The organism is Spirillospora sp. NPDC029432, assembly GCF_040703975.1.
Lineage (GTDB): Bacteria > Actinomycetota > Actinomycetes > Streptosporangiales > Streptosporangiaceae > Spirillospora.
Genome location: NZ_JBEZWH010000015.1, coordinates 140,512 through 156,769 on the forward strand (window position 1 = coordinate 140,512; position 16,258 = coordinate 156,769).

At 74.6% G+C, this 16,258-nt stretch carries 11 protein-coding genes; 4 read left to right on the forward strand and 7 right to left on the reverse strand.

Translation table 11 applies throughout. The features are described 5' to 3' along the window. Positions 1–5 precede the first annotated feature (5 nt). The gene (gene uvrB / locus AB0881_RS15190; protein ID WP_366617408.1) at positions 6–2,123 is read right to left on the reverse strand and encodes an excinuclease ABC subunit UvrB; all 2,118 of its coding nucleotides are present in this window, start codon (positions 2,121–2,123) and stop codon (positions 6–8) included. A 70-nt stretch (positions 2,124–2,193) separates the two neighbouring features. Then, complete coding sequence (locus AB0881_RS15195; protein ID WP_366617410.1) at positions 2,194–3,354, reverse strand: histidine kinase; 1,161 nt, start codon at positions 3,352–3,354, stop codon at positions 2,194–2,196. A gap of 112 nt (positions 3,355–3,466) precedes the next feature. Here AB0881_RS15195 and AB0881_RS15200 point away from each other — a divergent pair, with 112 nt between their 5' ends. The 3 genes from AB0881_RS15200 to AB0881_RS15210 are packed head-to-tail and all read left to right on the forward strand — an operon-like array spanning position 3,467 to position 6,352. After that, the gene (locus AB0881_RS15200; RefSeq protein ID WP_366617412.1) at positions 3,467–4,516 is read left to right on the forward strand and encodes a hypothetical protein; all 1,050 of its coding nucleotides are present in this window, start codon (positions 3,467–3,469) and stop codon (positions 4,514–4,516) included. Then, positions 4,516–5,334, forward strand: a complete 819-nt coding sequence (locus AB0881_RS15205; RefSeq protein ID WP_366617415.1) for a hypothetical protein — start codon at positions 4,516–4,518, stop codon at positions 5,332–5,334. The genes AB0881_RS15200 and AB0881_RS15205 overlap by 1 nt, the downstream gene beginning before the upstream one ends. A gap of 52 nt (positions 5,335–5,386) precedes the next feature. Next, entirely contained in the window at positions 5,387–6,352 is a 966-nt protein-coding gene (locus AB0881_RS15210) for an inositol monophosphatase family protein (RefSeq protein WP_366617417.1), read from the forward strand. 1 nt (position 6,353) lies between these two features. Here the strand turns inward: AB0881_RS15210 and AB0881_RS15215 are convergent, their stop codons facing one another. Beyond that, positions 6,354–7,577 carry an SLC13 family permease gene (locus AB0881_RS15215; protein WP_366617419.1) on the reverse strand — a complete coding sequence of 408 codons (1,224 nt, stop codon included), beginning with the start codon at positions 7,575–7,577 and terminating at the stop codon, positions 6,354–6,356. Between the two features lie 68 nt (positions 7,578–7,645). On the opposite strand from AB0881_RS15215, the gene AB0881_RS15220 reads away from it, so the two are divergent. Then, positions 7,646–13,516: a TIR domain-containing protein gene (locus AB0881_RS15220; protein ID WP_366617421.1), complete on the forward strand. Its 5,871-nt coding sequence runs from the start codon at positions 7,646–7,648 to the stop codon at positions 13,514–13,516. A gap of 15 nt (positions 13,517–13,531) precedes the next feature. On the opposite strand, the gene AB0881_RS15225 is transcribed toward AB0881_RS15220, so the two are convergent. From AB0881_RS15225 to AB0881_RS15240, 4 genes are read right to left on the reverse strand one after another with little or no spacing between them, the layout of a single operon-like run. Next, entirely contained in the window at positions 13,532–14,284 is a 753-nt protein-coding gene (locus AB0881_RS15225; RefSeq protein ID WP_366617422.1) for an integrase, read from the reverse strand. Between the two features lie 22 nt (positions 14,285–14,306). Beyond that, positions 14,307–14,903 (reverse strand): dephospho-CoA kinase, encoded by a 597-nt coding sequence (gene coaE / locus AB0881_RS15230; RefSeq protein ID WP_366617423.1) that lies wholly within the window; start codon positions 14,901–14,903, stop codon positions 14,307–14,309. 17 nt (positions 14,904–14,920) lie between these two features. Beyond that, positions 14,921–15,415 carry a GNAT family N-acetyltransferase gene (locus AB0881_RS15235; protein WP_366617425.1) on the reverse strand — a complete coding sequence of 165 codons (495 nt, stop codon included), beginning with the start codon at positions 15,413–15,415 and terminating at the stop codon, positions 14,921–14,923. A gap of 37 nt (positions 15,416–15,452) precedes the next feature. Further along, positions 15,453–16,184: an endonuclease/exonuclease/phosphatase family protein gene (locus AB0881_RS15240; protein WP_366617427.1), complete on the reverse strand. Its 732-nt coding sequence runs from the start codon at positions 16,182–16,184 to the stop codon at positions 15,453–15,455. Positions 16,185–16,258: the final 74 nt, after the last annotated feature.

Below are 16,258 nucleotides of genomic sequence, written 5' to 3' on the forward strand. Positions count from 1 at the left end.
GCGGGCTACTTGACGCCGGCCTCCTTCATCTCGCGGAGCTCGCGCTTGAGTTCCTTGATCTCGTCGCGGAGGCGGGCGGCGAGCTCGAACTGGAGGTCGGTGGCGGCCTGGTGCATCTGGGCGGTCATCTGCTCGATGAGGCCCTCCAGCTCCTCGCGGGGGCGCTCGCCGACGAGGTCGGCGGCGTGCCGGCCCGCCTCGCGGGTGCGGGAGGCCAGGCCGGGGACGGGGGCCTTGCCGCGGCTCTGCTGGCGGCCGGCGCCGCCGATCAGGGTCTCGGTGTCGGCGTCCTCGCGGGCCAGCGAGTCGAGGATGTCGGCGATCCGCTTGCGGAGGGCCGTGGGCTCGATGCCGTGCTCCTCGTTGTACGCGATCTGCTTGGCGCGACGGCGGTTGGTCTCGTCGATCGCGCGCTCCATCGAGGGCGTGACCGTGTCGGCGTACATGTGGACCTGGCCGGAGACGTTGCGGGCCGCGCGGCCGATCGTCTGGATCAGGGACGTCTCGGAGCGCAGGAAGCCCTCCTTGTCGGCGTCCAGGATGGCGACCAGGGACACCTCGGGAAGGTCGAGGCCCTCGCGCAGCAGGTTGATGCCGACCAGGACGTCGAACTCGCCGGCGCGCAGCTCGCGCAGCAGCTCGATGCGGCGCAGGGTGTCGACCTCGCTGTGCAGGTAGCGGACCTGGATGCCGAGTTCGAGGAGGTAGTCGGTGAGGTCCTCGGCCATCTTCTTGGTCAGGGTGGTGACCAGGACGCGCTCGTCCTTCTCGGTGCGCTCGCGGATCTCGTGGACGAGGTCGTCGATCTGGCCCTTGGTGGACTTGACGACGATCTCGGGGTCGACCAGGCCGGTGGGGCGGATGACCTGCTCGACGACGTCGCCCTGGACGCGGTTCATCTCGTACGAGCCGGGCGTGGCCGACAGGTAGACGGTCTGGCCGATGCGCTCCAGGAACTCCTCCCACTTCAGCGGGCGGTTGTCCATCGCGGACGGGAGCCGGAAGCCGTGCTCGACGAGCATCCGCTTGCGGGAGGCGTCGCCCTCGTACATCGCGCCGATCTGCGGGACGGTCTGGTGCGACTCGTCGACGACCAGCAGGAAGTCCTCGGGGAAGAAGTCGAGGAGGGTGTTGGGCGCGGTGCCGGCGCCGCGGCCGTCCATGTGGCGGGAGTAGTTCTCGATGCCGGAGCAGGTGCCGACCTGGCGCATCATCTCGATGTCGTACGTGGTGCGCATGCGCAGGCGCTGGGCCTCCAGGAGCTTGCCCTGGGACTCCATCCGGGCCAGGGTCTCCTCCAGCTCGGCCTCGATGTCGCGGATCGCGCGCTCCATCCGCTCGGGGCCCGCGACGTAGTGGGAGGCCGGGAAGACGTACAGCTCCTGGTCCTCGCTGAGCACCTCGCCGGTCAGCGGGTGCAGGGTGGCGAGCTTCTCGATCTCGTCGCCGAACATCTCGATCCGGACGGCGAGCTCCTCGTACTGCGGGATGATCTCGATCGTGTCGCCGCGCACCCGGAACGTGCCGCGGGTGAAGGCGAGGTCGTTGCGGGTGTACTGGCTGCCGACCAGGCTCCGGAGCAGGTCGTCGCGGTCGATCTCGTCGCCGACGCGGAGCCTGATCATGCGGTCGACGTACTCCTGCGGGGTGCCCAGGCCGTAGATGCAGGAGACGGACGCGACCACGATGGTGTCGCGGCGGGTGAGCAGCGAGTTGGTCGCCGAGTGCCGCAGCCGGTCGACCTCGTCGTTGATCGAGGAGTCCTTCTCGATGTAGGTGTCGGTCTGCGGGATGTACGCCTCGGGCTGGTAGTAGTCGTAGTACGAGACGAAGTACTCGACGGCGTTGTTGGGCAGCATCTCGCGCAGCTCGTTGGCGAACTGGGCGGCCAGGGTCTTGTTGGGCTGCATGACCAGGACGGGCCGCTGCAGCTTCTCCACCAGCCAGGCGATCGTGGCGGTCTTGCCGGTGCCGGTGGCGCCCAGCAGCACGCTGTCCTTGTCGCCGCGGGTCACCCGCTCGACGAGGCCCGCGATGGCCGCCGGCTGGTCGCCGGAGGGCGTCATCTCCGTGACGACCTCGAACGGCGCCACCGTCCGCTGCAAATCCGTGATCGGCCGCATCCTCGCCTCTTCCCCTGAAAGTCCCGTCCCCCAACTGTATGCAGGGGGGACGACAATCCGGGACGGCGGTTTATTTCCGCAGGTCAGAGGGGAGCGGGATGCGGGCCCTGACGGCGAAGCCGCCGTCGCGGGGGCCGGCCTCCAGGGTGCCGCCGAGCGCGGTCACCCGCTCGCGCAGGCCGAGCAGGCCGTTCCCGCCGCTGGGCAGGCCGTGCCGGGGCGCCTCGCGCGGCGCGGCGTTGCTGATCTCGGCCTCGACCGCCTCGGGCGCCAGGCCCACGACGATCGCGGTGTCGGCGTCCCCGGCGTGCTTGTGCACGTTCGTGAGGGCCTCCTGGACGAGCCGGTACAGCGTCCGCCCCACGGCGGCGGGCATCGGGCGCTCCTCGCCGCGCACGGCCAGTTCCACGGTGAGCCCGGCGGCGGTGGACTGGTGGACGAGGTCGCGGACGTCGTCGAGGGTGGGCGAGGTCTGCGCGAGGGCCTCCTCGCCCTGCCGCAGCACCCCGATCACCTGCCGGAGCTCCTCCAGGGCCTGCCGGCCCATGTCGCCGATGACGGCGGCGGTCTCGGCGGCCTGGTCGGGGTCGCGGCGGGCGACGGCCTTGAGGGCGCCGGCGTGGACGACCATGACGCTGACGCGGTTGGCGACGACGTCGTGCATCTCCCGGGCGATCCTGGTGCGCTCCTCGCCGCGGGCGCGCTCGGCCAGGAGGTGCTGCTCGCGTTCGAGGCGTTCGGCGCGTTCCTGGAGGGAGGCGAAGAGCTGCTTCCGGGTGCCCATGTAGAGGCCGAGCAGCACGGGCGGCGCGGTGAACGCGAACCCCGAGATCGCCTGCACGAGGAACGAGTCGGCGGTGGCGGTGGGCGACGGGAAGGCCAGGAACAGCAGGTAGCTCAGGACCGTGATCGCGATGATCGCGCGCCGGCAGGTCGTGTACGCGCCCAGCGAGTACATCATGATCAGCGCGGACACGCCGCCCCCGCCGGTCACGGTGGCGAACAGGGTGCCGCCCAGGGCGAGCGCCACCGGGTGGCGGCGGCGCACGACCAGTGCCAGCCCGAGGACGGCGCTGGCGGCCGAGACCTCCCACCGGGGCAGCCAGAAGTCCTGCGGCGCGAACCAGAGCCAGGCGGGGTCGAACGCCGCGGCGGTCACCGCCAGGGCGATGTCCAGGACGCGGGAGCGGCGCGTCGGCCACAGCCCCGTCCACCAGCCCCGGAAACCCATGGCAGGAGCCTATAGCCAGCGGAGGGGCCGCCCCGCAAGGGCCGCCGCCGCCCGGGAGGCGCGGCGGGGCGGGCCCTGGGGCGGTGGCCCGGCGCCGGACGGGGTGGTTACCATGACGGCGCCGACAAGGACGGGGATGCCGCACACGATGACCCGCTTCGCCACCTGGCTAGGGAAGAACGCCGACGCCCTCATCGCGCTGATCTTGGCCGTGGTCGTCGCCGTGCTCGGCCTCGGCGTGAACATGCCGAACGAGGACGAGATCACCAACAGCGCCGTGCTGGCGGTGGTGGGCCTGCTGGCCACCTCCGTGCTGCGCGACAGAGGCCGCCGGGCCCCGGTGGAGGCCGAGGTCAGGGACACGCTGCGGTCGTCGTCGGCGACGCTGGACGGGCTCGACCGCAAGCTGGACCGGCTGGAGTCGTTCGAGGAGGTCGTGGCCGGCACCCGGAGGGCGCTGGACGAGAGCGCGGTCGTCCGGGTGATCAGCGGCGCCCAGGTGGCGCAGGTGCTGGAGGAGGCCCGGCGCGACACCGACCGGTGGTTCTTCAAGGGCGGCACCGGCACCTACATCCGCGCCCGGACGCTGCCGGAGTGCGTGGCCGCGGCCCGCCGGGAGCGGCGCGCGCTGCTGTTCCGGATGGAGATCATCGACCCGTCGGACGCGGCGGTCTGCGAGGACTACGCGCGGCACCGGCGCTCGGTCGCCGAGGGCCCGGACGCCACCGGCGAGCCGTGGACGCTGGAGCGCACCCGCAAGGAGGCGTACGCGACGATCCTGGCGGCGTGCTGGCACAAGCAGCGGTTCGGGATGCTCGACATCGACATCGGCCTGTCCCGGACGATGACGACGCTGCGGTACGACCTGTCCGCCTCCCGCGTCGTCGTCACGCGCGACGACCCGCGCGGCGAGGCGCTGGTGGTCGACAGCGGCAAGTTCTACTACGGCTGGGTGAGCGCGGAGCTGCAGATCAGCCTCGACCAGGCCCGCCGGGTCCCGGTGGAGCAGGCCCGGCTGGCGCCGCTGGACGACGAGCCGACGGTCGAGGAGGTGCGCAAGCTGTTCGACGTGATCGGCATCGAGCTGGCCCAGGGGTACACCGACCGGGACGTGGTCGAGATCGTCCGCAAGGCGCTGCGGCCCAAGGACCCGTACGAGTGATGCGCTACGCCGACATCCGCCGCGAGATCGCCGCCGGCACGGCGGCGGAGTCCCTGCCGCACTGGGCGCGGCGGGTGCTCGGCGACATCGGCGCGGGCCGGGCGGCGGCGAGCGCGGTGCGGCACCCGCTCGGCTTCCTGTGCATCCCGGTGGAGCGCAGCGGCGATCTCGGGGTGTGCCTGCACATCTGGTCCCCGGAGGTGGAGCCCGTGCGGGCGACCACGTCCGCCGTCCACTGCCATAGCTGGGAGCTGGTGAGCTTCGTGTTGTACGGCTCGGTGCGCAACACGCGCGCGGACGTGGCCGACGCCCCCGCCGCCGGGCCCGGCGGCGCCACCCACCGGGTGTTCGAGGTGGTGAGCCGGGGCGAGGTGGACGAGCTGCGCGCCACGGCCCGCACGGTCCGGTACGCGGAGGGCGACGCCGGCGTGCACGGCACCGGCGCGGTCTACAGCCTGCCGGCCGGGGTGTTCCACAGCACGGTGATCGAGGGCGGCCCGGACGCCGCGACGGTGGCGCTGGGGCGGCAGGACCCGGGCCGCGGGGACCTGTCGCTGGGGCCGCTGGAGGGCGCGTCGCACGAGTCGCGCCGGCTGCGGTGCGGGCCGGACGAGACGGCGCGGGCGGCGCTGCGCTCGGCCCGCCGGATCGAGGCGGCCCACCCGTCCCTGGCCGCGCCGGACGACACCGCGCTGGACGACGCCGTGCTGGACGACGCCGCGCGGGCGGCGGGCGGGCGCGCCGCGCCGGAATGCGACCCGCCCGGCCCGTACCGCAGCCCGGCCGCCCGGCCGGGTTCCGGCGGGGCCCGGCGCTGACGTCCCGAGCCCGTTCCGGCCCGACCGGCCGCGAGCCGACTGGAGAGCCACCATGACCACACCGAGCCCCGCCGGCTCCGCGCGCCCCGCGTCTCCGGCCCTTCTCGCCGCCGCCCGTTCGGTGGCGGTGGCGGCCGCCGAGGCGGCGGGGGCGCTGCTGCGCGCGCGGCTGGGCGGCTCAGGGGGCCCGGGGGGCTCGGGGGGCGAGGTTCCGGGCGTGCGGCTCAAGGACGCGGCCGGGGACGTGGTGACGGAGCTGGACGTGGCCGCGGAGGCGCTGATCCTGGAGCGGCTGCGCGCCGCGTTCCCCGGGCACCGGATCATCGCCGAAGAATCCGGGGCGAGCGGCGGTGACGGCGGCGACGGCGACGGCGACGGCGGACTGGTGTGGCTGGTCGATCCGCTCGACGGCACCAACAACGTCGCGATCGGCATGCCGGTGTACGCGGTGGGCCTGGCGCTGTGCGCGGACTCCGTCCCGGTGCTGGGCGTGGTGCACGACCCGGTGAGCGGCCGCACCTGGTCGGCCGTCCGGGGCGAGGGCACGCTCGGCCCCGCGGGGAAGCCGCTGCTGCTGGACGGGCCGGGGCGTCCGGGCCGTTCCGAGAACCCCGTCCTGGCGTGGACGCAGGGCCACCCGGTGGGCCGCCGCGATCCGGTGGCGTTCCTCCTCAGGTCGCGGCTGGAGGCGCGCTGCGGCCGGCTGCTCCAGCTGTGGGCACCGCTGGTGGCGTGGACGATGCTGGCGCGCGGCGACATCGACGGCATCGTCGGCTACCGGCCGGAGATGGTGGACCTGCCCGCCGGGGCGCTGCTGGCGGCGGAGGCGGGCGCGGAGCTGCGCGGCCTGGACGGCTCCCCGTACGAGGCGTGCCTCGGCCGCTCCCCCGCCGAGCTCAGCTTCGTCGCGGCCCGCCCGGCGCTGCTGGACCGCCTGCTGGAGACGACGGCGGGGGCGCCGGACCTGGCCCGCGACGCCGCCGGATGGCCGGACGGCGGGTTCCGCGTCCTCTGGTGACTCAACCGGTGAGGAGCAGCGCGCCGGTGGCGGCGGCGCAGCCCAGCACGCCCAGGGCCGCTCCCGTGAGGACGAACCGGCGCATCGGAACGGTCACGCCCCGCCGGCGGCACCACTCGAACCACAGCAGCGTGGCCAGCGACCCCCACGGGGTGATGACCGGCCCGACATTGGTGCCGATGAGGAGCGCGAGCAGCTGGTCGTGGTTGCCGGCGGGGATCACGCCCTCCCCCGCCACGTACGCGGGCAGGTTGTTCAGGACGTTCGACAGGCCCGCGCCCGAGAACGCGGCACGGACCGCCCCGCCCGCCCCGCCGTCCTCGCCGACGAGGCCGCGCATGACCGTGTCGAGCCCGTAGCGGCTCAGGGTCGGGACGACCAGGAACAGGCCGGTGACGAACACCAGCAGCTGCCACGGGATGAGCGCGGGCTTCAGATGCGAGCGGTCCCGTACGGCGAAGGCCGCCACGGCGATGACGGCCGCGACGCTCGCGGCAACCGCGATCTCCCAGCCGGTCTCGGCGCCGGCCAGCACGGCGCCGATGAACGCAAGGCAGGCCAGTCCCGTCCCGCCGAACAGCACCCGGTCGCGGACGGGAGTGGGCGCGGGCGGCTCGTAGCGGTCCTGCCCCCGCGCGCCCCGCCGCCAGTAGAACGCCCACAGCAGCGCCATGGTGACGGCCAGGGACGCGATCTGCGGCGCCCACATACGCGCGGCGAACTCGGGCGTGCTCAGCGCGACCCGGTCCGAGGCGAGCAGGTTGGTGAGGTTGGAGACGGGCAGCAGGAGGCTCGCGGTGTTGGCCAGCCACACGGTCGTCATGGCCAGCGGCAGGGCGGCGATGCCGGTACGGGCCGCCAGCGCGAGCATGACGGGCGTGAGCAGCACCGCCGTGGTGTCGAGGTTCAGGAACACGGTCGTCACCGAGGCGAACGCGACGCACAGCAGGAACAGCACCCCGTAGGCCCCGCGGCCGGCGCGCGCGATCCGTTCGGCGATGAGGTCGAAGACCCCCGCCTCCTTGGTGAGCTCGGCCAGCACCACGACGGCGAACAGGAACACCAGCATGGGCAGGATCCGCCCCAGGCTGGCCTCGGCCTCGTGCGCGGGCAGCAGGCCGGTCGCCACGAACACCAGGCCCAGGACCAGCAGCCCCACGCGGATCCAGTCGAGCGCGCTCGCACCGCGCACCAGGCGGCGGAGGGGAGGGCCGGGCGTCACCACGCGGGCCATGATCCCATAGGCCGCGCGCCGCCCTGCGGGACCCGGCGATCGCGCGCGATACTGACCGCATGACACCCCCCGGTGACCCCTCGCGGCAGGAGCGCCCGACCGACTTCTTCATCAGCTACTCGCCGGCCGACGAGCGCTGGGCGTCCTGGATCGCCTGGCAGCTGGAGGCGGCCGGGCACCGGACGATGATGCAGGCGTGGGACTTCGTCCCGGGCACCAACTTCATCGACTTCATGGACCGCGGCCTGTCGGAGGCCAAGGTCGTGGTGGCGGTGCTGTCGCGCAACTACCTGCGGTCGCGGTACGGCCGGTGGGAGTGGATGACGGCGCTGCGCGCCGACCCGGACGATCCGGCGAGCAAGCTGGTGACGGTGCGGATCGAGGAGTGCCCGATCGACGGGCTGCTGTCCACGATCACGTACGTGGACCTGGTGGGCGTCGACGACCCGGACCAGGCGCGCGGGCTGCTGATGCGGCGGATCGGCGAGGCGCTCGCGGGGCACGCCCGCCCGCTGGACGGCCCCGGCTTCCCCGGAGGAGGCCGAGGGGACGCGCCCCCCTCCGGGCGGCCCTCCCTGCAGGGACGTGTCGAGCCGGAGCCCGAGGACCCCGCCGCCCACGGCCGGCTCCCCGGCGCCTCAGGGGAACGCCCTCTCCGGCGCGCTCCCGTGGTCGCGCCGGCGTTCCCCGCCGAGGCGGGAGGCGGGGGCGAGGAGCCGCGCGAGCACCTGAGCGTCCTGCACATCCCGGGGCCGCGCTTCGGCCGCACCCTGGCGGAGCCGGGCGAGCCCACCACGGCGACCGAACTGCAGGACCACATCTACAGCGACGTGACGCGGCTGGCGGACATGGGCGTCCCGCGCCCCGAGCTGCTCGTCGTCACGGGCAACCTCACCCACTCGGGGAGCCGCAAGGAGTTCGGCGAGGCGCTGTCGTTCCTGACGAGCCTGCGCGCGCTGCTGGGGCTGGAGGCGCAGCGCGTCGTGGTCGTCCCGGGCACGCACGACGTGACGCGGGCGGCCTGCCAGGCGTACTTCTCCAGCTGCGAGGCCGACGACATCGACCCGCAGCCGCCGTACTGGCCCAAGTGGCGGCACTTCTCGGGGCTGTTCAAGGAGTTCTACCAGGGACTCGACGCGCTGATCTTCGACAGCGCCCAGCCGTGGACGCTGTTCCCGGTCGCCGATCTGAAGGTCGTGGTGGCGGGCCTGAACTCCACGCTGCCGCAGTCGCACCGGCCCGAGGACCGGTACGGGCAGGTGGGGCAGGCGCAAACCGCCTGGTTCACCGAGCGGCTGCGGCACTTCGAGGACGACGGCTGGCTGCGGCTCGCGGCGGTGGAGCACGCGCCGGTCGCCGGCGAGCCGGGCGCGCTGCGCGACGCCGACGCGGTGGACTCCCTGCTGGGAGGGCACGTGAACGTCTTCCTCCAGGGCACCGGGACCGAGTTCGGGGCGATCCCGCTGACGGGCACGGGCGTGCCGTCCGTGCCGGCGCTGGGGCCGGGACGCCACCAGGTCCTCGTGGTCAAGCGGGACGGCCTGGAGCGCTGGGTCCCCGAGGACGCGGCACGGCGCGGCCCCGAGCGGCTCGACCGGGAGTGGGCGAAGGCGTCCGGGACGTTCCCCGTGCCGCGGGCGCGGGAACCGGAGCGCCCCGCCGTGGAGCCGCCGTTCGCCCCGGCGGACGGCGCCCGGGCGGACGCGGGCGGCCCCGTCGAGCCGACGCCCGACCCCACCGAACGGCTCCTCGACCGCATCACCGAGGCGTGCGAGACCCGGTTCGAGAAGGCCACCATCCGCCGCATCCAGGCGGACCCGCCGCACCTCCTGCTCGCGCACATGGAGGACGGCTTCGTCCGCCAGTACCGAATCGGCGCGCACGTCGGGCAGGTGACGGAGGACGACGTCGACGCGTTCGTCCGGCACGTGCACGCCGACGGCGCCGACTACGGGTCCGAGCTGGTGTTCCTGGGGCCGGCGCCGCCGCGCTCCCTCCGCGAGGACGCGCTGCGGCGCGGCATCCGCCTGCGCAGCCTGACCGAGTTCCAGGGCCTGCTGGACCTGTCGGAGTACGTGTCGGGGCAGACGGCGCGGCTCGCCTCCGGGGCGCTGTACCCGCCGTCCCTGTACGTGCCGCAGCGGTACCGCGACCTCGACCGCCTCCCCGACCGCTCCGCGGAGGCGCGCGGCGGCGTCCAGGACGGCGTTCAAGAGGACGTGCAAGAGGACGTGGTCGGCGAGATGCTGCGGCTGCTGGCGGCCGACCACGGGCGCTTCCTGCTGCTGCTCGGCGACTTCGGCCGCGGCAAGACGTTCGCGCTGCGCGAGCTGGCCCGCCGCATCCCGGCGGAGCTGCCGCACGTCATCCCGATCCTCATCGAGCTGCGCGCGCTCGACAAGGCGCACTCGGTGGACGGGCTGGTCGCCGCGCACCTGGCCAACCACGGCGAGGAGCTCATCGACCTCAAGGCGTTCCACTACATGCTGCGGCAGGGCCGCATCGTGCTGCTGTTCGACGGGTTCGACGAGCTGGTCACCCGGGTCACCTACGACCAGGCCGCCGACCACCTCGACACGCTGCTCCAGGCGGCGCAGGACAAGGCGAAGATCGTCGTGGCGAGCCGCACGCAGCACTTCAAGTCGCAGGCGCAGGTGCTGACCGCGCTGGGCGAGAAGGTGGGCGTGCTGCCGCACCGGCGCGTCCTCGGCCTGGAGGAGTTCGACCCGGGCCAGGTCCGCTCGTACCTGGTCGGCCGGTACGACGGGGACGTGGCCGCCGCCGAGGAGCGGCTGCGCACGCTCGGCGAGATCGAGGAGCTGCTGAACCTCACCGGCAACCCGCGCATGCTGAGCTTCATCGCCGAGCTCCCCGAGGACCGGCTGCGCGCGGTGGCGCAGGCGCGCTCGACGGTCAGCCCCGCCGACCTGTACCACGAGATCCTGTCGTCCTGGCTGGCGTACGAGGCCGAGCGGGTCCGGCAGACGGGCGGGCCCTCGGGGCTCGCGGCCGACGACATGTGGCGGGCCGTGGACACGCTGGCGCTGCGGCTGTGGGAGGGCGACGAGCAGTTCCTGCGGCTGGCGGACCTGGCCGACGTCGCCGGCGCGCTGAGCGGCCTCGCTGAGGGGCGGCTGTCGCCGCACCAGGTCACCCACGCGATGGGCGCGGGGAGCCTGCTGGTCCGTACCGAGGAGGGCCTGTTCGGGTTCATCCACGCGTCGGTGATGGAGTGGCTGGTGGCGCGGCACATCGCCCGGGACTTCGCGGCCGGCGGCGCGCCGCGGGCGCTGTCGCTGCGCCCGCTGTCGCAGCTCACCGTGGACTTCCTGTGCGACCTGGCCGACACCCGCGCCTGCCAGGACTGGGCCGCCGGGGTGCTGGCCGATCCGGCCGCCGCCGACACCGCCCGCGCCAACGCCATCAAGATCACCACGCGGCTGCGCACGCCCGCCCGCACCGACCTGCGCGGCGCCCGCCTCCAGGGCGAGGACCTGTCGTACCGGGACCTGCAGGAGGTCGACCTCACCGGCGCCGACCTGACCGACGCGCAGCTGGTCGGCGCGAACCTGTCGCGGGCCGTGCTGCGGGACGCCTCGCTGGCCGGGGCGCGGCTGGACGAGGCCCGGCTGACCGGCGCCGACCTGCGCGGCGCCGACCTGTCCCGGGCCCGCCTCGCCCGCGCGGACCTGCGCGACGCCGACGTGGCGGGCGGCCGCTGGACGCGTGCCGCGCTCATCGCCGCCGACCTGCCCGACCGCATCGCCCGCTCCCCCGAGCTGCGCGAGGCGGCGGTCGCCCCCGGGCGCCCGATCGACATCCAGGTCGCGCCGGCCGCGGTGGGCGTCCCGTACGGGTTCCACTTCAAGACCAGCCGGCTGCCCCGCCCGCTCGCCTACAGCCCCGGCGGCTCGGTGCTGGCGGTGGGCTGCGAGGACGGCGGCGTGATCATCTGCGACGCCGTCACCGGCGCGCCGCTGCGCACCCTCCTCGGGCACCGCGGCCGCGCGTACGCCGTCGCGTTCGACGCCGGCGGGAACCGCCTGGTCACCGGCGCCGCCGACGGGACGGTCCGGATCTGGGACCTCGCCACCGGCCGCACCGCGCACACCCTCACCGTCCACCCCGACGGCGTCTGGCCCGTCGTCGTCGGCCCCGGCCCCGACCCGCTGGTCGCGGCGGGGGACGCCGGCGGGACGATCCGCGTCTGGGACTCCGCCACCGGCGCCCTGCGGCACGAGCTGCCCGGCCACGACGCGCCCGTCTACACGGCCGTGTTCGACCCCGCCGCCTCCCTCATGGTCACCGGCGACGCGGGCGGGACCCTGCGCGTGTGGGACCTGGCCGCCGGCGAACTACGGCGCACGCTCACCGGCCACCAGGGGGCGGTGTTCCGCGCCGTCTTCCATCCGGACGGCGCCCTCCTCGCGGCGGGCGACGAGGCCGGCGTCGTGCGCCTGTGGGACATCCGCACCGGCGAGATCCGCGAAGAGCTGCTCGGCCACACCGGCCGCGTCTACGCGATCGCCTTCCACCCCGGCGGCGACCTCCTGGTCACCGGCGACACCGACGGCTCGGTGCGGCTCTGGGAGCAGGGCCGCCCCAGGGCGGCGCTGCCCGGCCACGGCGGCGCGATCTACCAGACCACGTTCAGCCCCGACGGCGCCCGGCTCGCCACCGCCGACAGCGCCGGATCCGTCCGGCTGTGGGACCCCGAGACGGGCCGGCAGCGGCTGGAGCTGGCCGGGCACCGGGGCGCGGTGTGGCCGTTCGCGTTCCGCCCGGACGGCGCCCAGCTGGCCACCACCAGCAACGACGGCACCGCCCGGATCTGGGACGCCGAGACGGGCCAGTGCCGCGTCGTCCTGCGCGGCCACGGCCGGCGCGCGACCGGCGTGGCGTTCAGCCCCGACGGCACCCTCCTCGCCAGCAGCGGCAACGACGGCCTCGTCCGCCTCTGGGAGCCCCGGACCGGCCGCCTGGTCCGCGAGCTGCACGGCGTCGCCGACAACCTCACCTCCGCCGCGTTCAACCCGGCCGGGACGCAGCTGGCCACCGCCACCAACGACGGCGGCGTCCACCTGTGGCAGGCCGGCACCGGCACGTTCGAGCGCGAGCTGAACGTCGAGACCGACCACGTGTGGGCGCAGGCGTTCGGCCCGGACGGCGACGTCCTGGCCACCGCCAACGACGACGACAGCGTGCGCCTCTGGTACTGGACGACCGGCCGCGAGACCGTCAACCTCGCCGACCACCGGGGCCGCGTCCGCTCGATCGACTTCAGCCCGGACGGGAGCACCATCGCCACCGGCTGCGACGACGGCCTCGTCCGCGTCTGGGACACCCGTACGGGCGAGTGCCTCACCGCCCTGGAGGGCCACGGCGACCGCGTCTACCGGGTGGCGTTCGACCGTTCCGGCGAGCTGCTGGCCAGCGCGAGCAACGACGGCACCGCCCGCGTCTGGGACGTGCGCGCCGGCACCGCCACGCACGTCCTGACCCGGCACACCGGCCGCCTGTGGACGTGCGCGTTCAGCCCCGACGGCACCCTGCTGGCGACGGCGGGCGACGACCTGGCCATCCGCTTCTGGAACCCGCGCACCGGCCGCCACCTGCACGCGGTCACCGGCCACACCCAGCGCGTCTGGTCGGTCGCCTTCAGCCCGGACGGCTCCCTGCTCGCCAGCGCCGGCGACGACGGCGCCGTGATCGTCTGGAACGTCCCCGCCGAGGGCGCCCCCGCCCGCCGCGCCACCCTCCTGGGCCTCCCGGAGGGCTGGGCCGCGCTGTCCCCCGAAGGCCGCTACAAGCGCGAGGGCGACGCCTCGGGCGAGTTCTGGTACGCGATCGCCATGTGCCGCTTCGAACCGGGCGAACTCGACGCCTACCTCCCCGACGTCCGCCAGATCCCCCTGGACGCCGAGTTCTGACCGCGCGTCCGCGTCCTACCGGAAGGAGACGTGGGCGGCGGTGGCGTCGTCGTGGGGTTTGGAGCGGGGCCAGCGGGTCGCCGCGGGGTCGGTGCGCTCGGCCTCGCGGGTGCGGGCGATCAGCGCCGCGGGGCCCTCGCGGGCGATCAGGCCGGCGAGGCCGCGCCAGTCGGTCGCGCCGAACAGGTCGGCGAGGCGGGTGGCGCCGTCGGTGAGCAGGTAGGCGTCGCGGAGATCCGCCAGGGGGACGGTGCCGGTGATCGCGTACTCGGCGGCGCGGGGGTCGGCGGCGGCGTAGTACGGGCCGCCGGTGATCTCCTGGAGTCCGTCCGGGCCCTCCAAGAGGAGCGTCGAGTCGGCCAGGACGAGGTGGTCGACGAGATCGCCGCGCACGCGCAGGGCCAGGACGGTGGCGGCGGGCGTCGTCCGGTACGACAGATCGCACGTCGCGCGGTGGGACGCCGCCACGTCGGCGATCGCGCCGGCCAGCCGGGCGACCAGAGGACGCTCTCCGGGGCTGTGAGCGCCCTCAGGAGGCCCTACCGGGGGCGCGGCCTGCGGAGCCTCGCCCAGCCCGTCCACGAGCCGTGAGAGCAGCCTCATGCCGAGCGAGCGGGCGTACCAGGCGGTGCCGTGCACGCAGCCCAGATCGGTGCCCAGCGGCAGCCCGCAGCCGTCGAGGACGACCACCGCGCCCGGGGCGGCCGCCACGAAGTCCTCGTTCCGCCGGTCCGGACTGCCCTGATCCGTCGCCCACGTCACCCGCATCGGGCCATCATGCCCGAACGGATCAGGCGGCGCGGCGCGTCAGGGTCTCCCAGAGGGCGTCCACCTGGGCCTTGAGGTCGTCCAGCGAGCCGGAGTTGTCGATCACGTGGTCGGCGATCGCGCGGCGGGCCTCGCGGGACGCCTGGTGCCCGATCCGGGCGCGGGCGTCCTCCTCGGCCATGCCGCGCGGGCCGGTCAGCCGCTCCACCTGCGTCTCGACCGGGGCGTCCACGACCACGACCACGTCGTACGCGGCGGCCAGGCCGTTCTCGGTGAGCAGCGGGACGTCGTGGACGACGACGGCGTCCCGCGCGGCGGCGTCCTCCAGCTCCTGCATCCGCGCCCCCACCAGGGGGTGCACGATGGCGTTCAGGGCGGCGAGCCGGTCGCGGTCGGCGAACACGATCCGCCCCACATGCTCCCGGTCCAGGGAACCGTCGGGGAGCAGCACGCCGTCCCCGAACTCCGCGACCACCGCGGCCAGTCCGGGCGTCCCCGGCTCGACCACCTCCCGCGCGATCCTGTCGGCGTCGACGATCACCGCGCCGCGCTCCTGGAGCAGCGCCGACACCGCGCTCTTGCCCGACCCGATACCGCCGGTAAGTCCCACTTTCAGCACGGGACCACAGTAGAGCGTCAGCCCGCGGCCGCCGCCACGAGGGGCTTGCGCATGTGGACCAGCGTGAGGTGGGCCGCGATCCGCTCCCGGTGGGTCTCGCTGTAGCCGAGCCGCCGGTACAGGCGCAGGTTGTCCTCGCTGAGGTGGCCGGTGAACAGCACGCACGCGTCCGCGCGGCCGGCCACCTCCGCCTCCAGCGCCTCCATCAGGCCGCTCCCGACGCCGCGGCCCTGCATGTCCGGGGCGACGACGAGCCGGCCGACCAGGCACGTGTGGTCGCTGAACTGCGCCCGGACGGCCCCCACGAGGCGCGGCCCGGACCGGGCCGCGAGCACCACCGCGTCGCCGGCGATCAGCCTGCGCAGCTGGTCGTACGACTCCACCAGCGGCGGGATGAACGGATCGCCGTAGAGCTGGGCCTCGGCGACGTACGCCGCGCGCTGCACGGTGAGGATCTCGCCCGCGTCGCCGGGCCCGGCCCTCCCGATCGAGACCGCCGCCTGTTCGCTCATGGGGCGAACCCTAGCGGGACGGGCACGGCGCGGACGGTCAACCGGCGATCCGGACGGTCACCGCGACCGGATAGTGGTCGGACGCCGCCGACCGCGGCACGTCGTAGTCGCCGAACAGCAGGTCGTCGGTGCCGAAGACCCAGTCGACCCGGCGCCCGTCCGCCGTCGTCGGGGACGCGTCGCCGCCGACCGCGGCGCTGCGCAGCTCGGTGCCGGTCAGCATCGAGGCGATCTCGGTGCTGCCGGGCTCGGCGTTGAAGTCGCCGCCGATGATCGTGCGGGGCGCGCCGCCCCAGGCCCGCAGCAGCCCGGCGATCTCGCGGCTCCGCTCGCGGGACTCGTCGGCGCCGCCCTCCAGGTGGGTCGACCAGACGTCCATGGTCTGCCCGCCGACCTTCAGCCGGGCCCACACGTACCCGCGGATCTGCGACCAGTCGCCCTTGGGCATCCGGCCGGTCCCCGACCGCACCACCGGCAGCGAGGTCAGGATCGCGTTGCCGAACTGCCCGTCGGCGGCCGGCCCCCACAGCAGCTTCATCCCGAGCCGCCGCGACAGCCACACGCCCACGTCCGTGGTGCCCGACAGCAGCGAGCCGCGCCCGGCCTCCTGCAGCAGCACCACGTCGGCGCGCTGCCCCTCGATCGTCTTCGCGACGCCCTCGGGGTCGAGCTCGCCGCTCTGGTTGACGGCGTCGTGGATGTTGTAGCTCAGCACCCGGACCCGGCCGTCGGCGGCCGCGGCCCTGGCGGTGCCGTCCGGCGCCGCCACCGTGAAGATCGATGGAAGAGTCCAATCCCAGGGCCCGCGCCCTCTATGAACGACTCGGATATGTGGCCTATGAC

Coding starts and splice junctions, on each gene's coding strand:
- AB0881_RS15195 (WP_366617410.1), bottom strand. CDS start 3,354: ATGGGTTTCCGGGGCTGGTGGACGGGGCTGTGGCCGACGCGCCGCTCC.
- AB0881_RS15200 (WP_366617412.1), top strand. CDS start 3,467: ATGACGGCGCCGACAAGGACGGGGATGCCGCACACGATGACCCGCTTC.
- AB0881_RS15210 (WP_366617417.1), top strand. CDS start 5,387: ATGACCACACCGAGCCCCGCCGGCTCCGCGCGCCCCGCGTCTCCGGCC.
- AB0881_RS15220 (WP_366617421.1), top strand. CDS start 7,646: ATGACACCCCCCGGTGACCCCTCGCGGCAGGAGCGCCCGACCGACTTC.
- AB0881_RS15225 (WP_366617422.1), bottom strand. CDS start 14,284: ATGCGGGTGACGTGGGCGACGGATCAGGGCAGTCCGGACCGGCGGAAC.
- AB0881_RS15235 (WP_366617425.1), bottom strand. CDS start 15,415: ATGAGCGAACAGGCGGCGGTCTCGATCGGGAGGGCCGGGCCCGGCGAC.
- AB0881_RS15205 (WP_366617415.1), top strand. CDS start 4,516: ATGCGCTACGCCGACATCCGCCGCGAGATCGCCGCCGGCACGGCGGCG.
- uvrB (WP_366617408.1), bottom strand. CDS start 2,123: ATGCGGCCGATCACGGATTTGCAGCGGACGGTGGCGCCGTTCGAGGTC.